This is a genomic window from Frankia sp. Mgl5 (assembly GCF_023242985.1).
Lineage (GTDB): Bacteria > Actinomycetota > Actinomycetes > Frankiales > Frankiaceae > Parafrankia > Parafrankia soli.
Genome location: NZ_JALKFY010000005.1, coordinates 100,457 through 121,733, shown reverse-complemented (window position 1 = coordinate 121,733; position 21,277 = coordinate 100,457). Strand labels below are relative to the sequence as shown.

Annotated in this window: 17 protein-coding genes; 6 read left to right on the top strand and 11 right to left on the bottom strand. The window is 73.3% G+C overall.

Going from position 1 to position 21,277, the window contains the following annotated elements:
- The first annotated feature begins 93 nt into the window (after positions 1–93).
- The 3 genes from MXD62_RS04105 to MXD62_RS04095 all read left to right on the top strand — a co-directional run bounded on the left by MXD62_RS04105 (position 94) and on the right by MXD62_RS04095 (position 2,975).
- On the top strand, positions 94–1,347 hold the full coding sequence (locus MXD62_RS04105; RefSeq protein WP_248828082.1) for a cytochrome P450: 1,254 nt from the start codon (positions 94–96) through the stop codon (positions 1,345–1,347).
- A gap of 150 nt (positions 1,348–1,497) precedes the next feature.
- A complete protein-coding gene (locus MXD62_RS04100; RefSeq protein WP_248828081.1) occupies positions 1,498–2,787 on the top strand; it encodes a cytochrome P450 in 1,290 nt (429 codons plus the stop codon).
- Positions 2,787–2,975 carry a ferredoxin gene (locus MXD62_RS04095; protein ID WP_020461461.1) on the top strand — a complete coding sequence of 63 codons (189 nt, stop codon included), beginning with the start codon at positions 2,787–2,789 and terminating at the stop codon, positions 2,973–2,975. The genes MXD62_RS04100 and MXD62_RS04095 overlap by 1 nt, the downstream gene beginning before the upstream one ends.
- Positions 2,976–3,046: 71 nt before the next feature.
- On the opposite strand, the gene MXD62_RS04090 is transcribed toward MXD62_RS04095, so the two are convergent.
- Positions 3,047–3,688, bottom strand: a complete 642-nt coding sequence (locus MXD62_RS04090) for a TetR/AcrR family transcriptional regulator (RefSeq protein ID WP_248828080.1) — start codon at positions 3,686–3,688, stop codon at positions 3,047–3,049.
- A gap of 814 nt (positions 3,689–4,502) precedes the next feature.
- Between MXD62_RS04090 and MXD62_RS04085 the strand changes: the two genes are divergently transcribed.
- On the top strand, positions 4,503–6,758 hold the full coding sequence (locus MXD62_RS04085) for a type I polyketide synthase (RefSeq protein WP_248828079.1): 2,256 nt from the start codon (positions 4,503–4,505) through the stop codon (positions 6,756–6,758).
- On the opposite strand, the gene MXD62_RS04080 is transcribed toward MXD62_RS04085, so the two are convergent.
- The 6 genes from MXD62_RS04080 to MXD62_RS04055 form a co-directional block, all read right to left on the bottom strand.
- On the bottom strand, positions 6,680–8,623 hold the full coding sequence (locus MXD62_RS04080) for an ABC transporter ATP-binding protein (protein WP_248828078.1): 1,944 nt from the start codon (positions 8,621–8,623) through the stop codon (positions 6,680–6,682). The two genes, MXD62_RS04085 and MXD62_RS04080, sit on opposite strands and share 79 nt — an antisense overlap.
- On the bottom strand, positions 8,620–9,174 hold the full coding sequence (locus MXD62_RS04075; RefSeq protein WP_248828077.1) for an ABC transporter permease: 555 nt from the start codon (positions 9,172–9,174) through the stop codon (positions 8,620–8,622). The genes MXD62_RS04080 and MXD62_RS04075 overlap by 4 nt, the downstream gene beginning before the upstream one ends.
- Positions 9,175–9,199: 25 nt before the next feature.
- Positions 9,200–10,147: an ABC transporter permease gene (locus MXD62_RS04070; protein ID WP_248828121.1), complete on the bottom strand. Its 948-nt coding sequence runs from the start codon at positions 10,145–10,147 to the stop codon at positions 9,200–9,202.
- A 2-nt stretch (positions 10,148–10,149) separates the two neighbouring features.
- A complete protein-coding gene (locus MXD62_RS04065; RefSeq protein ID WP_248828076.1) occupies positions 10,150–11,799 on the bottom strand; it encodes an ABC transporter substrate-binding protein in 1,650 nt (549 codons plus the stop codon).
- A gap of 106 nt (positions 11,800–11,905) precedes the next feature.
- The gene (locus tag MXD62_RS04060) at positions 11,906–13,204 is read right to left on the bottom strand and encodes an LLM class flavin-dependent oxidoreductase (protein ID WP_248828075.1); all 1,299 of its coding nucleotides are present in this window, start codon (positions 13,202–13,204) and stop codon (positions 11,906–11,908) included.
- A gap of 37 nt (positions 13,205–13,241) precedes the next feature.
- Entirely contained in the window at positions 13,242–14,486 is a 1,245-nt protein-coding gene (locus MXD62_RS04055) for an LLM class flavin-dependent oxidoreductase (RefSeq protein WP_248828074.1), read from the bottom strand.
- 286 nt (positions 14,487–14,772) lie between these two features.
- Between MXD62_RS04055 and MXD62_RS04050 the strand changes: the two genes are divergently transcribed.
- Positions 14,773–15,636 carry an alpha/beta fold hydrolase gene (locus tag MXD62_RS04050; protein WP_248828073.1) on the top strand — a complete coding sequence of 288 codons (864 nt, stop codon included), beginning with the start codon at positions 14,773–14,775 and terminating at the stop codon, positions 15,634–15,636.
- 31 nt (positions 15,637–15,667) lie between these two features.
- Here MXD62_RS04050 and MXD62_RS04045 read toward each other — a convergent pair whose 3' ends face one another.
- From MXD62_RS04045 to MXD62_RS04030, 4 genes are all read right to left on the bottom strand, one after another.
- Complete coding sequence (locus MXD62_RS04045; RefSeq protein WP_248828072.1) at positions 15,668–16,306, bottom strand: GntR family transcriptional regulator; 639 nt, start codon at positions 16,304–16,306, stop codon at positions 15,668–15,670.
- Positions 16,307–16,592: 286 nt separating this feature from the next.
- On the bottom strand, positions 16,593–17,453 hold the full coding sequence (locus MXD62_RS04040; RefSeq protein WP_248828071.1) for an LLM class F420-dependent oxidoreductase: 861 nt from the start codon (positions 17,451–17,453) through the stop codon (positions 16,593–16,595).
- A 162-nt stretch (positions 17,454–17,615) separates the two neighbouring features.
- Positions 17,616–19,031, bottom strand: coding sequence for a thiamine pyrophosphate-binding protein (locus tag MXD62_RS04035; RefSeq protein WP_248828070.1), 1,416 nt, complete (start codon positions 19,029–19,031; stop codon positions 17,616–17,618).
- Positions 19,032–19,203: 172 nt separating this feature from the next.
- Positions 19,204–19,947: an NIPSNAP family containing protein gene (locus tag MXD62_RS04030; protein WP_248828069.1), complete on the bottom strand. Its 744-nt coding sequence runs from the start codon at positions 19,945–19,947 to the stop codon at positions 19,204–19,206.
- 212 nt (positions 19,948–20,159) lie between these two features.
- Between MXD62_RS04030 and MXD62_RS04025 the strand changes: the two genes are divergently transcribed.
- Positions 20,160–21,269, top strand: coding sequence for an acyl-CoA dehydrogenase family protein (locus MXD62_RS04025; protein ID WP_248828068.1), 1,110 nt, complete (start codon positions 20,160–20,162; stop codon positions 21,267–21,269).
- Positions 21,270–21,277 lie beyond the last annotated feature (8 nt).

Sequence of the window (21,277 nt, the reverse complement as noted above, 5' to 3'; positions counted from 1 at the left end):
CCGCCGTCCTGCATCGTGCGTGCCGCGGAGTGAGTGCACCCGTGCGCGCGGGCGCGGCCGCACGCACCGCGCCGACGCAGGAGTGGGAGAGCCATGGTCGCCGCCGAGGTCACCGCAGGGATCGCCGCCGAGTCCGCCCCGGTGGAGTTCACCGCGTTCCATCCGACCCACAAGGCCGATCCGTACGCCGTCTACCAGCGGGTGCGGGAGGCCCGGCCGCTGTGCCCGTTCATGCTCGGCGACATCCCGGTGACGGTGCTCACCCGGTACGCCGACTGCGAGGCGGTGCTGCAGAGCGACGACTGGGTGCACGGCTACGACGCCGGCATCAGCCCGTTCCGGGACGGCGCCGCGAGCGCCCCGCGGTCGTTCCTGCGGATGGACCCGCCGGACCACACTCGGCTGCGCGGGCTGGTCAACAAGGCGTTCACGCCGCGGATCGTCAACCAGATGGCACCGGGCATCCAGGCCCTCGCCGACCGGCTGGTGGACGGCGCGCTGGCCACCGGGAGCCTCGACGTCATCAGCGGGTACGCGGCCCTGATCGCGAGCGCGACCCTCGGTCACCTGCTGGGCGTCCCGGACGACGTCGGCGCGTCGCTGCGCGGCTGGGCGCTGGCCATCGCCCGCGGCACCGACCCCGACAACCTGCTCACCGAGGCCGAGCTCGTCGCACGCCGGCAGGCCACCCAGGATTTCCAGGCCTACTTCGAGGAGCTGATCGCGCAGCGCCGGGCGAACCCCACCGACGACCTGATCAGCCGGATGGCCGCGGCCCGCGACCGCGACGACGCGCTCAGCGAGCTCGAGCTGCTCGGCGTCTCGTCGCTGCTCGTCGTGGCAGGGATGGAGACGTCCATCAACTACGTCGGGTCGGCGGTGCTCTCGCTGCTGCGCCACCCCGACCAGCTGGCGCTCCTGCGCGCGCGGCCGGAGCTGCTCCCCTCCGCGGTCGAGGAGGTGCTGCGCTACGACCCGCCGACACAGTTCACCATGCGCACCGCGTGCCGCCGGACCGAGCTGGCCGGGCACACGTTCGCCCGCGGCGACGGCGTCCTGCTGGTCAGCGCCGCCGCCGGGCGGGACCCGGCGGCGTTCACCGACCCCGACCGGTTCGACATCACCCGCTACCACGGGCCGCGCCCGGCCCGCCGGCACCTGGGCTTCAGCGTCGGCATCCACTTCTGCCTGGGCGCCCCGCTCGCCCGGATCGAGGCGGCGGCGGCCATCGGGGCGCTCGTCCACCGGACGACCGCGCTGGAGCTGGCCGTCGACGAGTCGGAGCTGGTCTACCTGCCCAGCCTCATCCACCGCGCGCTGGCCACCCTCCCGGTTCGGGTGCGCTGAGCGGAGCCGGCGGGGATCCTGAGGGGGCGGGCGAGCCTAGCCGAGCGGCTGGGAAATTCGTGGCAGTACGCGCCCGGAGGGGTCGTTTGTCTCACACCCGCGCCGGGTGGGAGACTTCGACCGTCGACGTCGAAGGGAGCGGTACAGACCGTGAGTGAGCTCGAGACCAAGGACTTCTTCCGGGACGAGGAGCTCGTCGCGGACCCGTACCCGTTCCTCGACGCGATGCGCGGGAAGTGCCCGGTGCAGCGCGAGGATCACCACGACGTGGTGATGGTGACGGGGTACGACGAGGCGGTCCAGGTCTTCCACGACTCGGCGACCTTCTCGTCGTGCGTCTCGGTGACGGGGCCGTTCCCGGGTTTCCCCGTCCCGCTCGAGGGCGACGACGTCACCGAGCTGATCGAGCGGCACCGCGGTGAGCTGCCGATGAACGACCAGCTCCCCACGCTCGACCCGCCCACCCACACCGCGCACCGCGCGCTGCTGATGCGGCTGATCACGCCGAAGCGCCTCAAGGAGAACGAGGCGCAGATGTGGCGTCTCGTCGACCGGATGGTCGATCCGTACCTGGCCAGCGGCGAGGGCGAGTTCATCACCGGCTTCGCCGGGCCGTTCACCCTGCTGGTGATCGCCGACCTGCTGGGCGTGCCCGAGGAGGACCAGGAGGAGTTCCTCGACCGCCTCCAGCGCCAGCCGCAGGAGAGCGGCGGCATCGGCAGCACCGGCGACGACCACATGGCGCACAACCCGCTGGAGTTCCTCTACACCAAGTTCAGCGCCTACATCGAGGACCGCCGGCGCGAGCCCCGCGAGGACGTCCTCACCGGGCTGGCGCTGGCGACGTTCCCCGACGGCTCGACGCCGGAGGTCATCGACGCGGTCCGGGTAGCGGCGAACCTGTTCTCGGCCGGGCAGGAGACCACCGTCCGCCTGCTCTCCTCGGCGCTGAAGATCCTCGCCGAGGACCGCGAGCTCCAGCAGCTGCTGCGGGCCGAGCCGGAGCGCGTCGGGAACTTCATCGAGGAGACGCTGCGGCTGGAGAGCCCGGTCAAGGGCGACTTCCGGCTCTCCCGGGTGCCGACCACCGTCGGCGGCGTCGACCTGCCCGCCGGCACCACCGTCATGGTCGTCAACGGTGCCGCGAACCGTGACCCGCGTCGCTTCGAGAACCCGAGCGTGTTCGACGTCGCCCGCCCGAACGCCCGCCACCACCTGGCGTTCGGCCGCGGCATCCACACCTGCCCCGGAGCCCCGCTCGCCCGGGCCGAGGCCCGCGCGAGCATCGAGCGGCTGCTCGAGCGCACCACGGACATCCGCGTCTCCGAGAGCGTGCACGGCCCCGTGGACGACCGCCGGTACAGCTACCTGCCCACCTTCATCCTGCGTGGGCTGACGCACCTGAACCTTGAGTTCACCCTCGCAGAGAGCAAGATCTGATGAAGGTCACCGTTGACGCCGACGGCTGCTGCGGACACTCCACCTGCTGCACGCTGTGCCCCGAAGTCTTCACCCTCAGCGACGACGGCTACGCGGTGGTCGAGGTCGACGAGGTCCCCGCGGAGTTCGAGAAGGCCGTGCGGGAGGCCGTCGCGAACTGCCCCGAACGGGCCATCACGGCGAGTTGACGTCACTGCCCGGCCGGCGACCGCGCCCCGCGGCCGCCGGCCGGGCATCGGCAGGCCCGGTGTCCCCGGCTTCACTCGGCGTCGAGCTCGGAGACACTCAGGGCCCGGCCGGTCAGTGAGATGCCCGGCCGGGCGCGAAGACCGTCGAGGATGACGCCCCGGGCACGCTCGTAGGCGGCCTCGGCCACCTCGCCGGGCATCCTGTGCGGCCCGCGCAGCAGCAGCGAGAACAGGTGGATGACGTCGCCCGTCCCGACGTCCGGGCGCAGCGAGCCCTCCTCCTGCGCCGCGCGCACGAGGCTGTCGATCAGCGAGGTGAGCTCGTCCCGGATCCGGCGGATCGTCGGGTCCGCCAGGACTGCCGCACCGGTCGCGGACAGGAAGAGGTCCGGCAGGCGCCACGTGAGGCGGAGCTCGCGGGAACCGCTCAGACTGCGTACCAGGGCGTCCCAGGCGTGTGTCTCCTCGGCCTCGGCGACGCGGGCCCTGGCGAGCATCGTCGCCAGGCTGTCCTGGACCACTGCCACGATCAGTGCCCCGCGGTCGGGGAAGTGCCGGTACAGCGTGCCCACGCCGACCCCGGCGAGCCGGGCGATCTCCTCCATGGGGAGATAGGGGCCGTCGTCCACGAAAGCCCCCACCGCCACACGGATGATCTTGTCGCGATTGCGGCGCGCGTCGGCCCTGAGTCGGGTCGGAGGTACCGCCGTCATCGCTCGCGGCTCCTCTTCTGGACCTTCCTCGACCAACTCTCTCCAGAAATCGGAAGACTACTCTCCGCTCTGTTCAGACGTGCGCGGAGATGAGCCGCCCCCGCCCCGTCGGATGCCTCGGGCGCACGGTGGCACCCGAAGGCACGGGGTGACAGCCGGGGTCAGGCCGAATGCCCGGGTGGCGGTAGGGCCGTCGTCCCACAAGCCCGTCGGAGCCGAGCCGGCGCCGTCCGCCGGGCGCCGTCCGCCGGGCGGAGGGCGGAGGGGCGGACGGGCCACCCCCGCCGGTCGAGCGAAACGAAATGCCGCCACGAACAGTGTCCCTCCAGCGCCGGGCGAGGGCGTGAACGCGAGCCGCACGGCCGGCGTAAACACGCCCGTCACACCCGTGACATAAAAAGGCGGGACGAACTCCGGCGGCGCCGGGCGAGAGCTAACCAGACGGCGTTCTCCCGGCCGGGCACACCACTTCATCTTTGTTTCCGCCGGGGGGCGGCATAGGGATGGGTAGGGGGCGGGCTAGGGGTTCTCCGGGCGACTGCGCTGAACAATCGTCGGTGAAGCGCCATGCGACGCCAACAGCAGTCTGGAGCGGGTGGGCGCCGGGACCGATGTCCCGCCCGTGTCTCGCCCCCGCCTCCGGCCGGTCACTCCAGTGCCAGCGGGCGAGCGGGCGCATCCGGCAACGATGCCGGCGATCGGCACGCCTCGGGCCGACCACCCCCGTGCACCACCTCGGAACCGCCGTTCTACCGCCACGTGCCTATCGGGCGTCGGTGACAGGTACATATGGGAAGAGCTGGAGTTCGCGACGATGAGTTCGGACGGAAACGGCGCGCTCGAATCAGAGACCTCGGCGGTGGCCGTCATCGGCCTTGCCTGCCGGCTACCCAGGGCCGAGAATCCGGGCGCATTCTGGCGCCTTCTGGAGAACGGCGAGAGCGCCATCACTCCGATTCCCGAGACCCGCGCCTCGATCCTGTCCACCGAAGCGCGCCACGGTGCCGCCGCGCGCCCGGCGGGATATCTCGACGCGGTGGACACCTTCGATCCGGAGTTCTTCGGTATCTCCCCCCGCGAGGCCGCCGCGATGGACCCGCAGCAACGCCTCGTCCTCGAACTGAGCTGGGAGGCCCTGGAGGATGCCGGAATCGTCCCGGGGACGCTCACCGGTACCCGGACCGGGGTGTTCCTCGGCGCGATCGCCCACGACTACGCGACGCTCACCCACCGGCGCGGCCCGGACGCGATCACCCGGCACACACTGACCGGGCTCAACCACGGGATCCTCGCGAACCGCGTCTCCTACACGCTCGGCCTGCGCGGCCCGAGCCTCACCGTGGACGCGGCCCAGGCGTCCGCACTGGTCGCCGTGCACCTGGCGCTGACGAGCATCCGGCGCGGGGAGACCGACCTGGCGCTGGTGGGCGGGGTCAACCTCAACCTCGCGCCGGAGAGCACGCTCACCGTGGAGCGGTTCGGCGCGCTCTCCCCGGACGGGCGCTGCTTCACCTTCGACGCGCGCGCGAACGGGTACGTGCGTGGCGAGGGCGGCGGGATCGTCGTGCTCAAGCCGCTCGCCGACGCCCTGGCCGACGGCGACCCCGTCACGTGCGTGCTGCGCGGCAGCGCCGTGACAAACGACGGCGCGACGGACGCGCTCACCGTGCCCAGCTCCGACGCGCAGCGAGACGCCGTCCGCCGCGCGTTCGCCGACGCCGGCATCGACCCGGCCGCCGCGCAGTACGTGGAGCTGCACGGCACCGGCACGCCGGTCGGCGATCCGCTCGAGGCCGCGGCGCTCGGCGCGGGACGGCCGTCCGAGCGGGCGCTCCTGGTCGGCTCGGCCAAGACGAACGTGGGCCATCTCGAGGGGGCGGCCGGCATCGTCGGACTACTCAAGACCGCCCTGGCGATCCGCCATCGCCGCATCCCGGCGAGCCTCAACTTCGAGCACCCGAACCCTGACATCCCGCTGGCGGAGCTTCGACTGCGGGTGGCGAGCTCCGCCGGCGCGTGGCCACGGCCCGCCGAGGCCCTGGTCGCCGGAGTCAGCTCGTTCGGCGTCGGGGGGACGAACTGCCACGTGGTGCTGACCGAGGCCCCGCCCGGCGCCGAGCCGCCCGCGCCGGGCGCCGGCGTACCGGACGGGCAGGACACGGGCGCCGTGGACGCTCCGGTGCTGGCCTGGGTGTTGTCCGCGCGCACCCCCCAGGCCCTACGCGACCAGGCCCACCAACTCACCACCCACCTCGACCACCACCCCCACACCGACCCCACCGACCTCGCCCACACCCTCGCCACCACCCGCACCCACTTCCCCCACCGCGCCGTCATCCTCGGCACCACCACCACCGACCTCCACCCCGCACTCACCGCCCTCACCGCCCTCACCCACAACCAACCCCACCCCGCACTCACCACCACCCCACCCACCAGCAGCACCGGCACCGGCACCGGCAAAACCGTCTTCGTCTTCCCCGGCCAAGGCACCCAATGGCCCGCCATGGCCCGCGAACTCCTCACCACCAACCCCGTCTTCACCCACCACATCCACGCCTGCGCCGACGCCCTGCACCCCCACACCACCTGGAACCTCCTCGACGTCCTCCACCAAACCCCCAACGCCCCCACCCTCGACCGCGTCGACGTCGTCCAACCCACCCTCTTCGCCGTCATGACCAGCCTCGCCCGCCTCTGGCAACACCACGGCATCCACCCCCACGCCGTCATCGGCCACAGCCAGGGCGAAATCACCGCCGCCCACATCGCCGACGCCCTCACCCTCACCGACGCCGCCAAAATCGTCACCCTGCGCGCCCAAGCCCTACGCCACCTCGCCGGCACCGGCACCATGATCTCCATCCCCCTCCCCGCCCACCAGATCAACACGGCCCTGGCCGAATGGCGGGGACGGCTCGACATCGCGGCGGCGAACGGTCCCACGGCCACCGTCATCTCCGCAGGCGTGGCCGGCCAGCCGGAGGTGGCTCAGACCTCCGGGAGCGTGGCCGGGGGCAGGGAGACCGAACCGCGGCCGGGGACGGCGGCGAGCAACGCACGGGTATAGGGATGGTCGGGAGCGCGGAACATCGCTTCGGCGTCACCCGCCTCGACGATCCGGCCGTCCTTCATCACCAACAGTCGATCACTCACATGGTGGATGACGCCGAGATCGTGGGAAATGAACATCAGGGCCACGCCGAGATCCCGGCGCAGCGTCGTCAGCAGGTCGAGGATCTGCGCCTGGATTGAGACGTCGAGCGCGGAGACCGGCTCGTCGCAGACCAGCACCCGCGGCGACGGCGCGAGCGCACGAGCGATCGCGACCCGTTGCCGCTGCCCACCGGAAAGCTCGCGCGGACGCCGGGCGACCATCGCCGCGGGCAGACCGACCTGGTCGAGCAGCTCGGCGACGCGCGCGCGGCGCGCCCGGCCGCGGGGCACCCCCGCGACCTCCACGGCCTCGCCCAGGATGCGCCCGACGGTGTGCCGGGGATCGAACGACCCGAGCGGGTCCTGGTAGACGGCCTGGATCTGGCGGCGCCGGTCCCGCCGCTCCCGCTCGGGCACGCCGCTCCACGGCAGGCCGCCGAACGTCACCACGCCCTCGTCCGGCTGCTGGAAACCGAGCACGATGCGCGCCAGCGTGGTCTTGCCCGAACCGGACTCACCGACCACGCCGACCGCCTCGCCCACCCGCAGCTGCAGGCTCGCCGCCAGCACGGCGTCCCGCCAGCCCCCGTCGGGCCGCCGGAAGCGCTTCGAGACCCCGGCCACGTCCAGCAGCAGCTCCCCCGGCTCCACGGCCTGCCAGCCGGGCACGGCGTCCGGGACGGGCCTGTCCGCGCCGACCGCGGCCGCCGGCACAGCGGCGCCCGCCGCCGTGCCGGGCCCGGCGGTGTCGAAGGGATGCCAGCACAAGGCGAGATGGCCGCCGAGATCAGCCTCGGGAACGGGCAGCCGTTCACGGCACCGGTCGTCGCCCCGCGCGCACGACGCGGCGTAGGGGCAGCCGAGCGGCCCGGCGCCGGGGCGCCCGACCACAGCGGGTGACAGGCGTGCCCCCCTGGGGTGCAACGCGGGCACGGCCGCGAGCAGCGCCCGGGTGTAGGGGTGACGCGGCCGGTCGAGCACCGCCGTCGCCGGGCCGCTTTCCACGACAAGACCGGCGTACATCACCACGATGTGATCGGCCAGGCCGGCCACCACGGCCAGGTCGTGACTGATCAGCAGGATGGCCGTGCCGTCGCCACGCAGCCGGTCGAGCAGCGCGAGGATCTGCCGCTGGACGGTGGCGTCGAGGGCCGTGGTCGGCTCGTCGGCCAGCAGCAGTCGCGGCCGGGCCGCGATCGCGGAGGCGATCAGCGCCCGTTGACGCAGGCCGCCGGAGAGCTGGTGCGAGTACTGGCCCACCCGCTGCCCGGGGTCGGGCACACCCACGTCGGCCAGCAGCGAGAGCACCCGCTCGGCCCGCCGGGACGGTTCGACGGTGCGGTGGGTCCGCAGCACCTCCCCGATCTCGGCGCCCACCCGGCGCAGCGGATCCAGCGAGACCAGGGCGTCCTGTAGGACCAGTCCGATGCCGGCGCCGCGCACCGCGCGCCAGCGGCTCTCGGTCAACGCGGTGAGATCCAGGCCGTCGAAGGTCAGCGTGCGGGCCGTCACCCGCGATCGTGCCCCGGTCAGGCCGACGAGCGTGCGGGCCGTGACGCTCTTACCCGACCCGGACTCGCCGACGATCGCCAGGCACTGCCCGGCGGCCAGGGTGAACGAGGCGCCGCGCACGGCGCGCAACGGCTCACCCTCGCCGGTGAAGGTGACGTCGAGGCCGTCGACGACGAGCAGCGGGGCCGGGTCCTTCTCCCGCGACCGCGTGGCACCGGCCGGAGCCGCCGGGGCCGGTGCCACGGACGGAGGTTCGACCGCGCTCATGACCCGGACCTGCCCGCGAAACGGGTGCGCGCGTAGCCGCCGAGCACGTTGACCGCGAAGACCACCACCGTCAGCGTCGCGCCGGGGAAGACGGCGATCCACCATGCCGTGGAGAGGAAGTCACGGCCTTCGGCGAGCATCGAGCCCCATTCCGGATCGGGCGGCTCGGTGCCCAGTCCGAGGAAGCTGAGCACCGACGAGGCGACCAGCGCCGCACCGAAGCCGACGGTGGCCAGCACCAGCAGGGGGGTCAGGGTGTTCGGCACGACGTGCCGGCGGATCAGCGTCGCGCGGGGCAGGCCGAGCCCGAGAGCCGCCTCGACGTAGCCGGAACGCCGCACGCCCAGCGCCTCCGCGCGCACCAGCCTGGCGTAGGGCGGCACCGAGGCGATCGCCACGGCCAACGCCACGTTGCCGGTGCCCGCGCCGAGCACCGCCACGACGACCGCCGCGGCGAGCACCACGGGACGCCCGGCGCGGCGCCGCCGGGCGCGGGCCGGCGCGAGCACGCCGAACCCGCCCGCCGCGGCGGAGGCGTCCAGCGCCGTCACGGCGCACCCGACGCGGCGGACACGGTCATACGACGGCCTCCACGGTCCGGAGCCGGGGGTCGATGACCAGGTACAGCAGGTCGACCACGGCGGAGATGATCACGAAGACGAACGCGGAGAGGACCACGACCGCCATCACCACGGGCATGTCGGCCGTGCTCACCGCCCGCAGCAGCAGCGAACCGACGCCGGGCCGGCCGAAGACCGTCTCGATCGGCACCACGCCGCCGATCAGCGTGCCCGGCAGCCAGCCGGTGAGGGTGACCGCGGGCACCGCCGCGTGCCGCAGCACGTGGCGCAGCCGCACCGCGGTCTGGCTGAGGCCACGGGCCCGGGCGGTGACCACGAACGGCTGGGTGAGCGCGGCCTCCATGCCCTCGCGCAGCACCTGGGCCAGCATCCCGGCGATGGCGAGCGCGAGGGTGAGGGCCGGCAGGACGAGCGAGGACAGGTCCTGTGCCCCGGCGACCGGGAAGATCTGGAGCTGGAACGAGAACAGGGTGAGCAGCACGATCCCGACCCAGAAGCCCGGGGTGGAGACCGCGGTGAGCTCACCGGCCCAGGCCAGCGCCCGCAGCCAGGGCCAGCGCCCGGCTGTCGCCACCGCCGAGACCACCGCGAGGACCACGGCGATCCCGAGGGCGGCCAGCGCGAGCTGCACCGTCGGCCAGAGCTGGTCGCCGATCAGCCGGGAGACCGGCTGCTGCGACTGGTAGGACTCGCCGAGGTCCCCGCGTGCCAGCCCGCCGATGTAGCGCAGGTACTGCACGATCACAGGCCGGTCGAACCCGTAGTCCGCGCGGATGCGCGCCCGGACCTCCTCCGGGGCCTGGGACATCGGGCCGAGCAGGCGCTGCACGGGGTCTCCGGGCAGCGCCTGCAGGGCCGCGAAGGCGAGGGTGGCCGCGCCGAGCATCACCGCGACGGCCGCGAGCAGTCGCGCCACGATCGCGCGGGCCACCCGGCGCGGCATGCTCACGCCCGGTCCCGCCAGGCGTCGTACCAGCTCACCCAGGTGTTCGGGTCGAAGTCCAGACCGTTGATCCGGTCGGCGACCCCGAACAGCGTGCTCGACACGTACAGCGGGACCGTCAGCGCCAGGTCGATCACCCGCTGCTGGGCCTGCCCGTAGACGTCGTCGCGCACGGCCTTGTCGAGGGTCGTGGCCCCGGTGTTCGTCCACTCGTCGAGCCGCGGGTCGGAGATGAACGACGCGTTCTGGCCGGCCGGGGGCAGGCTCGCGGTGTTGAAGAACAGCCGCAGCACGTCGGGCTCGAAGCGGGCCCACTGGAAGTCGAGGACGTGGTACGCGCCTTCCAGCGACTTGGTCTGCGACTCCCCGACCTCGATGACCGGGTGCGCCAGCTCGATCCCGACCTTCTTCAGGTCAGCCTGGATGGCCTGACCGAGCACGTCCCGCTGCTCGCGCACGTACTGGGCGGGCAGCGCCGGCCAGAGCACGGAGAGCCGCTGGCCGCCCTTGGTCCGGTACCCGTCGGCGTCCCGTCCGGTCCAGCCGGCCTCGTCCAGCAGGGAGTTGGCCTTCTCCTGGTCGAACGGCCAGGAGTTCTCCAGCTTGGCGTTGTACGAGGGGGTCGTCGGCGACAGCGGGCTCCAGGCCCGGTCGTACTCCCCGAAGTAGACGGTCTTGACGTCGGTCTCGATGTCGATCGCGAGCTGGAACGCCTGGCGGACGCGCAGGTCGTCGAACGGGGCCTTCCGGCTGTTGAGGTAGAGCGAGTACGGGGCTCCGGCGGCCTGCTGGCTGATCACCTCGAGCCCGGGTGTGCGGCGCACGGCCGCGACGTTCGTCGGCGCGATCGAGCGGGCCGCGTCGACCTGGCCACTGGTCAGGGCACCGAGGCGGGTGGAGGCCTCCGGCAGCAGCCGGATCTCCAGGCGGTCCAGGTAGGCGGGGCCGCGATGCGCCGCGGTCTCCGGAGCCCAGTCGTAGTCAGGGTTCTTCACCAGGGTCAGGCCCTGGTTCTGGGTGATGGACTGGACGCTGAACGGACCGGTGCCCACCAGCGCCGGACCGCCGCCGCAGAACTTGTCCGCGCTGTCGGCAAGCGCCTTCGGCGAGTAGAAGCCCAGGTACGCGGTGCTCGCCGCCTGCAGGAACGGAGCGAAGGGCTTCGAGAAGGAGATCTTCACCGTCAGCGGGTCGACCACCTCGACGCCCTTGTAGGGGCCGAGCAGGGCGATGGCGAACTGCGACTTGGTGTCCGCGGAGACGATGTGGTCGAAGTTGGCCTTGACCGCCTCGGCGTCGAACCGCGTGCCGTCGGTGAACGTCACGCCTTCGCGCAGGTGGAAGGTGTAGCTGGTCAGGTCGTCCGCGACCTCCCACTTCGTGGCCAGCCACGGGTGGAACTTGCCGTCGACGTCCTCGAACACGAGCGAGTCGAAGACGGCGCGCTGGATCTCCCCGGTGATGTCCTGGGGGCTGACGTGGATGTCGAAGCAGGCGGGGAACGTGTCGACGGCGTACGTCACGGTTCCACCCGCGACGGGCGTCGCCGAATCATTACTCTCCGTATCTCCGCCTGAACCGCAGGCGGTCAACAGGAGCGCGCCGCAGGCCACGCCCGCGGCGAGGATCCGTACCGGTCCGAAAAAACGCATGAAGGTGCTCCGAGAGGAATTCCGAAAGAACGCGAACGGCTGGATGACGTGCGACGGACGACGGGAACCGGCGGTGGCCGGGTGGCCGGGGTGACGGCCGGGTGACTCAGGCGGTGGCGGCGCCCGCCGTGACCTCTCTCGCGAGGGCCGCCGCGGGCCCGCGCGCGCCGCCCGAGGGCACCGGGGGCAGTCCCAGCCGCGCGCGCAGCGTCGTCCCGGCGGGGTCTGCGCGCAGGGCGCCCGCGGCACGCAGCGCGGGAGCGACGCTGTCGACGAACTGCGTGAGGCCGTCGAGGAGGCCCGCGGCCGCCCCGCCGCCCGTGCCGTCCGCGCCGGCCAGGCGCACCGGCGGCACCAGGAGGAACCCGTCGGCGGCGCCGGCCCACACATCCCCGGCGATGTCGCGGGCGATGGTCTCGGCGGCGCCGACGAACGCGAATGTTCCGCCCGCCGATCCGTCGGCGGCCGCGGCACCGGCCGCACCCGCGCCGAGCACGAAGGACACCGCGGGCAGGACGAGCAGCTCCCCGGGAACCCGCCCGTGCAGCGCGAGGCGTTCGTGCAGGTCCGCGCGGAAGGCGATGCCGGCGTCGAGGCCCGCGTACGGGGTGATCACGACGTCCGCGACGGCGGCGGCGAGATCGCGCTGACGGCGGGCGTCCTCGCCGTCCCCCGCGGCGGCGGCGAGCAGGACCGGCGGGCGGCCCTGCGGCGAGCGCGGGACGTTGAACCGACCGTCGATGTCGAAGTGCCGGCCGCGGTAGGTGAAGGATCCGGCCCGTGGGTCGGCGAGGAACGTGCCCGCGGCGGGATCCACCACCAGGTCCTCGTCGGCCCAGGAGCCGAACAGGCTCGCGGCGGCCGCCAGGAACTCGCGGGTGCGCTCGGCCCGGTCGACACCGAGAAGGCCGGGGCCGTGCCGGAAGTTCGCACCGGCCCGCTCGTCCAGGGTGGTGACGACGTTCCAGGCGGCCCGGCCCCCGGAGAGATGGTCGAGCGTCGCCAGCCTGCGGGCCACCGCGTAGGGCTCGCCGAACGTCGTGGTGGCCGTGGCTGCCAGGCCGAGTCCGTCGGTGACCGAGGCGAGCGCGGCCAGCAGCGTGAGCGGGTCCGGCCGGCCGGCGGCACCGGCCTGCTCCGTGTCGGGGTCGCCGGGCGTGGCGACCTCGTCGGCGGCGGGCAGCCGCAGGTCCTCCCCCAGCAGCAGGAAGTCGAACCCGCCCCGTTGCGCGGTCTGGGCGAACTGGACGTAGGTCCGGAAGTCGACGAGATCGCGCGCGCGCAGGGCGGCGGTCGGGGCGCCCGCACCGGAGCTGGTCGGCGGGGCCGCGCTCAGGTCGGCGCTCGCGTGTACCAGGGCCGGGAACGCGACGGCGAGGTGTATCGGCGGGCGGGGCTGGGTCATCGGGATCTCCTCGCGGGTCAGGCCGGGCGGACCTCGGTCATGCGGTGACGAACCGGTTGGCCGGGTGCGGCAGGCCGAGCAGCCCGCGCAGCGTGTCGGCCTCGTAGGCCGGGCGGAACGCCCCCCGCCGCCGCAGCTCGGGGACGAGCAGGCGGGAGATGCCCTCGACGTCCGCGGCCGCGACGCCCGGGCGCAGGCGGAACCCGGTCAGCCCCGCGTCCCGCCAGGCGAGCAGGAGGTCCGCGAGCTCGCCGGCCGTGCCGGCGAAGACCCGCGCGTCGGAGACCAGCGGGGTGCCCGCCAGGTCGTCCAGGCGCGCCTTGCGGTCGGCGGCGCGGGCCCCGTCCGCGTCGAGGAAGACGATCAGATCCCCGAAGATGTGCAGGGTCTGGTCACCGCGGCCGGCGGCGTCCTGCTCGAACCGGATCTCGTCGATGATCGGTCGGATGTGCTCGACCTCGTGCGGCGTCACGAAGACCACGTCGTAGGCACGGGCCGCCAGTCGGTAGGGAATCGTGACGTGTGCGAGCCCGACGACCACCGGTTGGCCCTGCGGCGGGCGCGGGACGGTCGCCGGACCCCGCACCCGCCAGTGCGAACCTTCCAGGTCGACGGGGTGCGTCCTGTTCCGGTCGATGTGGCGCCGGTCGAGGTGGGTCCCGCCGCCACCCGGGTCGGACCAGCGGCCGGCCGGGACCGTGCGGATCTCGGCGTCGTCCTCCACGCTGTCCCACAGCCGCCGCGCGGCCTCCACGAACTCGGCGGCCTCGTCGAAGACGTCCTTCATGAGCGCGAGGACCTCGGGGGCCTCGAGGTCGGCGACGGACAGCGGCGGGATCTCCCGGCGCCCGAAGTGACCGGCTTCGTGGTTGCGGCCGGCGCCCTGGGCGCGCCAGCCCGCTCGGCCCGACGTGATGTGGTCCAGCGTCGCGATCGCGCTCGCGACCGCGAACGGCTCGGAGTGGGTGATCACGGTGCTCGGCGCGAGCCCGATGTGGCGCGTGTGCGGGGCGACCCGGGCGGCGAGCAGCACCGCGTCCAACCGCCCGCGGACCAGGTCCGTCCGGTCATCGTGGCTGTGGAACTGCGTGGACTGCAGGACGAAGGCGTCCTCGAAGGTCACGAGGTCCAGCAGCCCTCGCTCGGCCTCACGGACGAGGTCGATCCAGTACCCGGCGGTGAACAGGCTGGCCGCCTGTGACTCGGGTGCCCGCCACGCCGCGGGATGCCAGCCGGCGCCGTCGAGCGCCACGGCCAGGTGCAGGGGTGGCGGTGCGGGCATGGGACCTCTTCCTGTGGGTGGCGCTGTTCCACCTACGCCCGGAGCTCTCTCCGAAACGCGCCGTCAGGATGATCATCCTTGCGTCGCCGACCGCCCCGGTACACCCGGCATCGCACCCCCTACGACCCCTGTTTCCGGAGGTCGAGCCACTGCACCCCCGTACCCGGTTTCACCGGGCCGGCCGCTTGGCGGGTTCGGGAACAGCCCCCGGCAGCCGGACCACGAGGATCCGGTCCGCCGGGGTGAACGGTTTCCCCGGCCGCGCGCCGCCGCTACTGTCCGGTTGGTGGCATACGCGAACGTCGACGGCCTTCGAATCGGCTACGACCTGATCGGCGACGGTGAGCGGACCTGGGTGCTGACGCCGGGTGGTCGCTTCCCCAAGGAGACCCCGGGCCTGCCGGAACTCGCCCGGGCACTCGCCGCTGACGGCAATCGGGTCCTGCTGTGGGACCGGCCGAACAGCGGCGGGTCCGATCTGCGCTTCACGGGTCCGAGCGAGCCGCGGATGCAGGCCGACACCCTCGCCGCGCTCCTGACGGAGCTCGACCTCGGCCCGGCGGTGCTCGCCGGCGCGACCGTGGGCTCCCACATCTCGCTACTCACCGCCGCGCATCACCCGGAGGTGGTCTCCGGCCTCTCCCTGTGGTGGATCAGTGGCGGCGTGATGGGCCTCATGATCCTCGCGAACGTCTACTACACACCGGCCATCACGGCCGCGTGGACGACCGGCATGGACGCGGTGGCGGCGCTGCCCGACTGGGCCCCGCTGCTCGACCGGAACGAGCGGAACCGACGCCAGGTCCTTGATCAGGACAGGGAGGCCTTCCTCGCCACCATGCAGCGGTGGATGGCCGCCTACTGCCCGCGGCCCGGCGAGCAGGTGCCGGGCCTGCCCGACGAGCTCGCGCGCGCCATCACCGTCCCCGCCCTCGTGTTCCGCGGCGGCGCGAGTGATCCCTTCCACCCGCGGGCGACGTCGGAGGCGCTGGCCGGCCTGCTACCGAACGCCCGGCTGGTCGAGCCCCCCTGGGGCGACCGCGAGTACCTCGACCGCCAGGCCGAACGGGAGAGCGCCGGCGGTCTGTTCGTCCGCTGGCCGCTGCTGGCCCCGGCACTGCGGGACTGGGCCCGCGAGGCTCTCGGCTGAGCCGGGGCCGGGAGTCAGGCGGGGCCGGGAGTCAGGACGTCGCGGCCTCGTCGGGGACCCAGAGGATGTTGCGGGCCCGGAGCAGGTCGACGACGCGCTCACCATGCTGCCGGAGGAGCGCGACGAACGCGGCGTTGGCGCGCTCCCCGTCGCGCGCCCTGACGGCGCGGGAGACCGCCGTGATCCCCTTCTTCTGCGGGTCGATCGTGCCCGGCACCAGCTCGAAGAAGTTGCCGGGGATGATGCCGTTCATCTGCCGACTCATCGCCTTCAGCCGCGACGACCGGGCGAGCGCGAAGATCTGGCGCAGGAACACCTCGTTCGCGTCCCGGACGGCGGTGGGCTCGGTCGCGGCCCGCAACGCGCGCTCGGCTGTCTGCAGCCGGGCCAGCCCGTCGTCATCGCCGCGTTCGGTGGCGCGCTGCGCGGCGTAGCCGTAGAGCAGGCCGATGAGCCCGTAGTGGTCGCGGACGGAGTTCTCGTCCAGGCCGTGGACGAACGCGCCGCGGTGCAGCTCGTTCGTCACCCAGCCCTCCTGGTCGAGGACGATGATGGCCTCGCGGACGGGAATCCGGCTCACCCCGAGATCCTCCGCGATCTCGTCCTGCCGGACATGGTCGCCCTGACGCAGCTCACCGGAGAAGATCAGGTTCCGGATGTAGTCCGCCACCTGGGCGCCGCTGCTGCGCCGGTCGATCGCGGCACGCCGCTGCGTCGCGGTCGCGGTCGGCGCGGCTCGACCTTGGGGAGGTATTGCGGGCTCCTTCGACGCGGCGGCGCCGCTGAAGGAGACACCTCCACCGCGTCACCCGGCGCCGAGGCGGCCGCAGCCCGTCGATCGTATCGATCGATCGGGGGCGCGGGCGAACCGCCCACCCGGCCCGCATGGCGAACCGGGTGGCCTGGCCAGTGCCTGGACCAGGGAGAAAGGGTCGGGCAGCCGGGCGGCCGCCGGCCTACCGGAGCGCGGGAGCGAGCCGGCGCCACTGCTCGCGCGGAAAGGCCTTCGGGTCGGCGGTGAGCACCTGGAGGCAGACGTGGTCGGCACCGGCGGCCCGGTGTTCGTCGACCCGGCGCCGGATCGCGTCCTCGTCCCCCCAGGCGATCAGGGCGTCGAAGAGCCGGTCGCTGGCGTCCGCGACGTCGTCGTCGGTGAAGCCGAGCCTGCGGATGTTGTTCGCGTAGTTCGGCAGCCCCAGGTACCCGCGCAACCAGTCCCGGCCGATCGCGTGGGCCTCGTCGGCGTCGGTGGTGAGGATCACCGTCTGCTCGGGGAGCACGAGGGGCCCGGCTCCCAGGCTCTCGCGTGCCTGCCGGGTGTGCTCGGGCGTCACGAGATACGGATGTACTCCGCGCGCCCGGCTTCCGGCCAGCTGGAGCATCCTGGGGCCGAGCGCGGCCAGCACGCGGCGCTCGGGTGGGACCGGCTGGTCGGCCTTGTCCAGCCCGTCGAGGAACGCCGTCATGGCCGCCAGCGGCCGGCGGTAGCGACCGGGTTCCGACGCGTCGACCAGCGGTGCGTGGCTCACCCCGACGCCCATCAGGAAGCGGTCTCCGTGGGCGGCCGTGAGCGTGGCGTATCCCGCGGCCGTGTCCGCCGGGCTGTGCATCCACAGGTTGAGGATGCCGGTGGCCACTGTCACCGACCGGGTCGCCGCCAGCAGTGCCTCGACGGCCTCGAACACCGGGCCCCCGACGTCGGGAATCCACAGCGCGCGGTAGCCCAGCTCCTCCAGCTCCGCCGCCGCGTCGGCCACCTCGGCCTGATCCCCCCACCGCAGCTGCTGGCTCCAGATGCCAACTCCGGAAATATCCATGGCAACCATCCTGTCCATCGCACGTCGGTGTGCTCGACCCGGTGCTGTCGCGCCGGTGCCGTCGCGCGTCGCGGGCCGTGCCCGGGCGCCGCCGGCGCCGGGTGCCTCCATCCGACCCGGGCCTTCCACCGGCCTCGAACCGGCCATGGGCTTGGTTCCCGGTCACCGATTCTCGCGCGTGGCGCTCCCCCCCGGCCAGGCGACGAGCGGACCGCACACGTCGACCAGCGCGGCCGTCGGGGCGAAGTCCACGGGCACCTCGATCACGTGGACACCCGGCCGGGCCAGCGCGGCGGCAAGGTGGTCGCGGTGCTGCGCGGCCGACCGCGGGGCGCCGCCGTCGCCCCACACCTCGACCACCAGGGTGCCGGCGAGGCGCGACGCCCACTCGACCAGGGCGGCGACGGCCCCGTCCCGGGGCGGGGTGTCGACGACGGCCACCCCGACGCCGCCCGTGCGCAGGACGGCGCCGAGCGCCCCGGCGACCGCGACGCCCGCGCTGCCGGCCGCGGGGACCCGCGCGCTGCCGAGCCGCGTCGTCGGCAGCGCGCGCGCCAGCCACATCGCGGCCCTCCCGGGCTCGGTCCAGACCGCCGCTTCCCCGGGGAGGACCGCCGCGACGTCGGCCGCCGCGCGGGCCGGGTTGAGCGGGGCGTCCTCGCGCCCGTACAGCGGCTGGACCACCGCCGCGAGCTCGCGGTAGAGCCGCGGTCGCGCACCGCCCACCGCGGTCCTGGAGCGAACGCCGACCGCCCCCCGGACGAGGTCGTCCAGGCCCAGGTGGAGCAGTTGTTCCGGGCGCACGCCGGCCGCGCGCAGCAGGGCTTCGGGGCACTCGTCGGCGTCCACGCCGACGGCGGCCACGAGCCCCGTCGGCCCCGCCCCAGCCCCAGCCCCAGCCCCGACCCCAGCCCCAGCCCCGGCCAGGGCCAGGTCCAGGTCCCGTTCCTGCAGGCATCCGGTACCCAGGTGGAACGGGCTGTCCCAGCGGAAGAGCCCCTTGGCCGTGAAGGTGTTGAGGACCCCCAGGCCGGTCGCTTCGGCGAAGGAGCGCAGCGCGTCCTGCGCCCCTGCCCGGACGACGCCGCGGCCGGCCAGGACGAGGTCGACGTCGAATCGGCCGGCACCGGGCGCCGGGGGCGCGGTGTCGCCGTCGAACGTGGCCAGGAGGGCCGCCAGGGACGGGTCACGCCCGGCAGTGGCGGGCGTGACGGACCCGTCCGCCCCGTTCGCCACTGCCGGCGCGGCCGGGTCGAACCCGAGCCGGACGCTCAGGGTCCCCCGGCCGCGCCGGCGGGCGTCCCTCACCAGGGTCTCCAGCTCGGCGGGAGCCCCTGCCGGCACGGGCTCCCGCCTGGCGGCCGGGACGGGCCGGGAGGCGAGGGTGAGCACGTCCCGGTCGAGAACCGCGCCGAGCCCGCCGCCCATCGTCCCCTCGGCCTCGGCGACGAGCCGGGCGCTGGCGAGGTCGGGTGCCACATGGAGCCGAATCCCGGGAACGTCGCCGGCCGTCGGGCCGGTGGGTGGGCAGAGCAGGTACCCGACGCCGAGGCGTCGCAGCAGGTCCCCCAGCGACATTCCAACTCCCCGCGATACTGCTAGGATAATTTATACAAAATCATAGAAGGTTGATGTCGGGCCGTCGACCACCGCTACCGGTGGCTGTCACAGCGACGGCCGGCCACGCGATCCCGGCGGCCACCGGGGCTCGCGGACACGGAAGGGAGGGCGGATCCCGTGGACGGCCGCCTCAGAGATCACTCCAGCCCTCGTGCCGGTCGGCCCTCGCCGGCTGCCGGCCGAGACGCAGCGGAGAGAGCGGAGCGTCGCGCATGAGCAGACGGCTCGACGACTCGCTGACCTCCCAGAGCCGCCGCCGCCACCGGTTGGCGGCCGACCCGGGCATGTCCAGCGCCTTCTCCAGATCGGCCCAGGCCCCCCAGTTCGGGATCGCCCAGACGAGCACACACTCCGAATCGTCGGCCAACGCCGTCCTGAATGCGCCGACGAGCTGCCAGCCATGCCCCGCATAGACGGGAACCGTTTCCTCCGCGATGATCGACAGAAAACTTTCCGCCGTACCGCGCGGTACCCTGACCATCTCATGGGCGTAGACCTCGCCCCACACACCCGCCACGCAAAGCTCCGAGATCGTCCGGGACCACGGGGCGGGAATCAGTACACGGTCGAGTCCGCCGGAGCGGTACTCGGCGGCCTCCTGCCACCATTTCTCCAGCTTTGGATCCTGGAACGAAGCGCTCGATGTCTCGTGCCGCAGACCCGCGGCCAGCCCGTCGAAACCGTCCTCCTCCCAGAGGTTGACGACCTGTGGCCACCGGCCGGTCGTCCCCACGACGCCCCACACCCCGTAGCACAGCTGGTTGCGCTCCTCCTGTGCTATCGGACTCCAGTTCGCCGTCATATGGTGGACGTAGTTCGCGCGGTTCGCGCCTTTGATGTCGATGAACTCATGCGTGTAAACCTTGGTGTTCACGGCCGGCAACCCTCCGGCGCCTCCTCGGCAATGTCGGATGCGTGGGCGCCGTTTTCAGCAGTACCATATCGAGCGGAACCGATCAACACCATGAATTCGCCGCCAGTCGTGCGCACCGGGCCGACCCCAGAGGAAGCAGCGGCCGCCACGGATCATGTTCTCACCCCGCTGGAGGCCCCAGCGGACCGCCATCCGAACATTCGGGAGTTTCGATGAGCTCGCCGTTCACCGAGGAGCGCGAGGAACTGCGCGCGGCCGTACGCTCCTTCCTCGAGGACTCGTCGTCGGAGCACGCGGTACGCACCCAGATGGAGACCGCCTCCGGCTATGACCCCGCGGTGTGGGCCGTGTTGGCGCAGCAGCTCGGCCTGCTGGGTCTGGCCATTCCCGAGGAGTACGGCGGGGCCGGGTTCGGCTTCGCGGAGCTGGCGGTCGTCTTCGAGGAGATGGGCCGCGTCCTGTTCTGCGGGCCCTTCCTCGCCACAGTGACGGCAGGCCAGGCCATCCTCGCCACGGGTGACACCGCCGCCTGCGCCGATCTGCTCCCCGGCATCGCCGGCGGCCGGCGGATCGCCACGCTCGCCGTCACCGAGGCGGACGGCCGCTGGGAGGAGGACGTCCTGCGGACCAGGGCGACGCGGGCCGGCGAGAGCTGGCGCCTGGACGGCACCAAGATGTTCGTGCTCGACGGGTGTTCCACCGACCTGCTCGTGATCGCGGCCCGCACGCCGGCCGGGACAGGCCTGTTCGCGGTCGACGCGACGGCGGCCGGGCTGCGGCGCACGCCGCTCGCGACGCTGGACCAGACCCGCCGGCAGGCCCGGTTGGACCTCGACGCGGTGGACGCCCGGTTGCTCGGCTCGGACGGCGCGGGCTGGGCCGCCGTGGAGCAGGGCTTCCAGCGTGCCCTCGTCGCCCTCGCGGCGGAGCAGACGGGGGGCGCCGCCCGAGTGCTGGAGATGGCTGTCGGGTACGCGCGGTCGAGGATGCAGTTCGGCCGCCCGATCGGGTCCTTCCAGGCCGTCAAGCACAAGTGCGCCGATGTGCTGATCGAGGTCGAGTGCGCCCGGTCCGCCGCGTATGAGGCCGCGGCGGCCGCGGCGGGCGACCCCGAGCTGCCACTCGTCGCCAGCCTCGCGGCGGCCTACTGCTCCGACGCCTACCTGCATGCCGCGGCGGAGAACATCCAGATCCACGGCGGGATCGGCTTCACCTGGGAGCACCCGGCCCATCTGTACTTCAAGCGGGCGTCCAGCGCCCGGCTGATGTTCGGCGACCCGGCGCAGCACCGCGAACGGGTCGCGCGGCTCCTCCCGGTCTAGACGTCGGC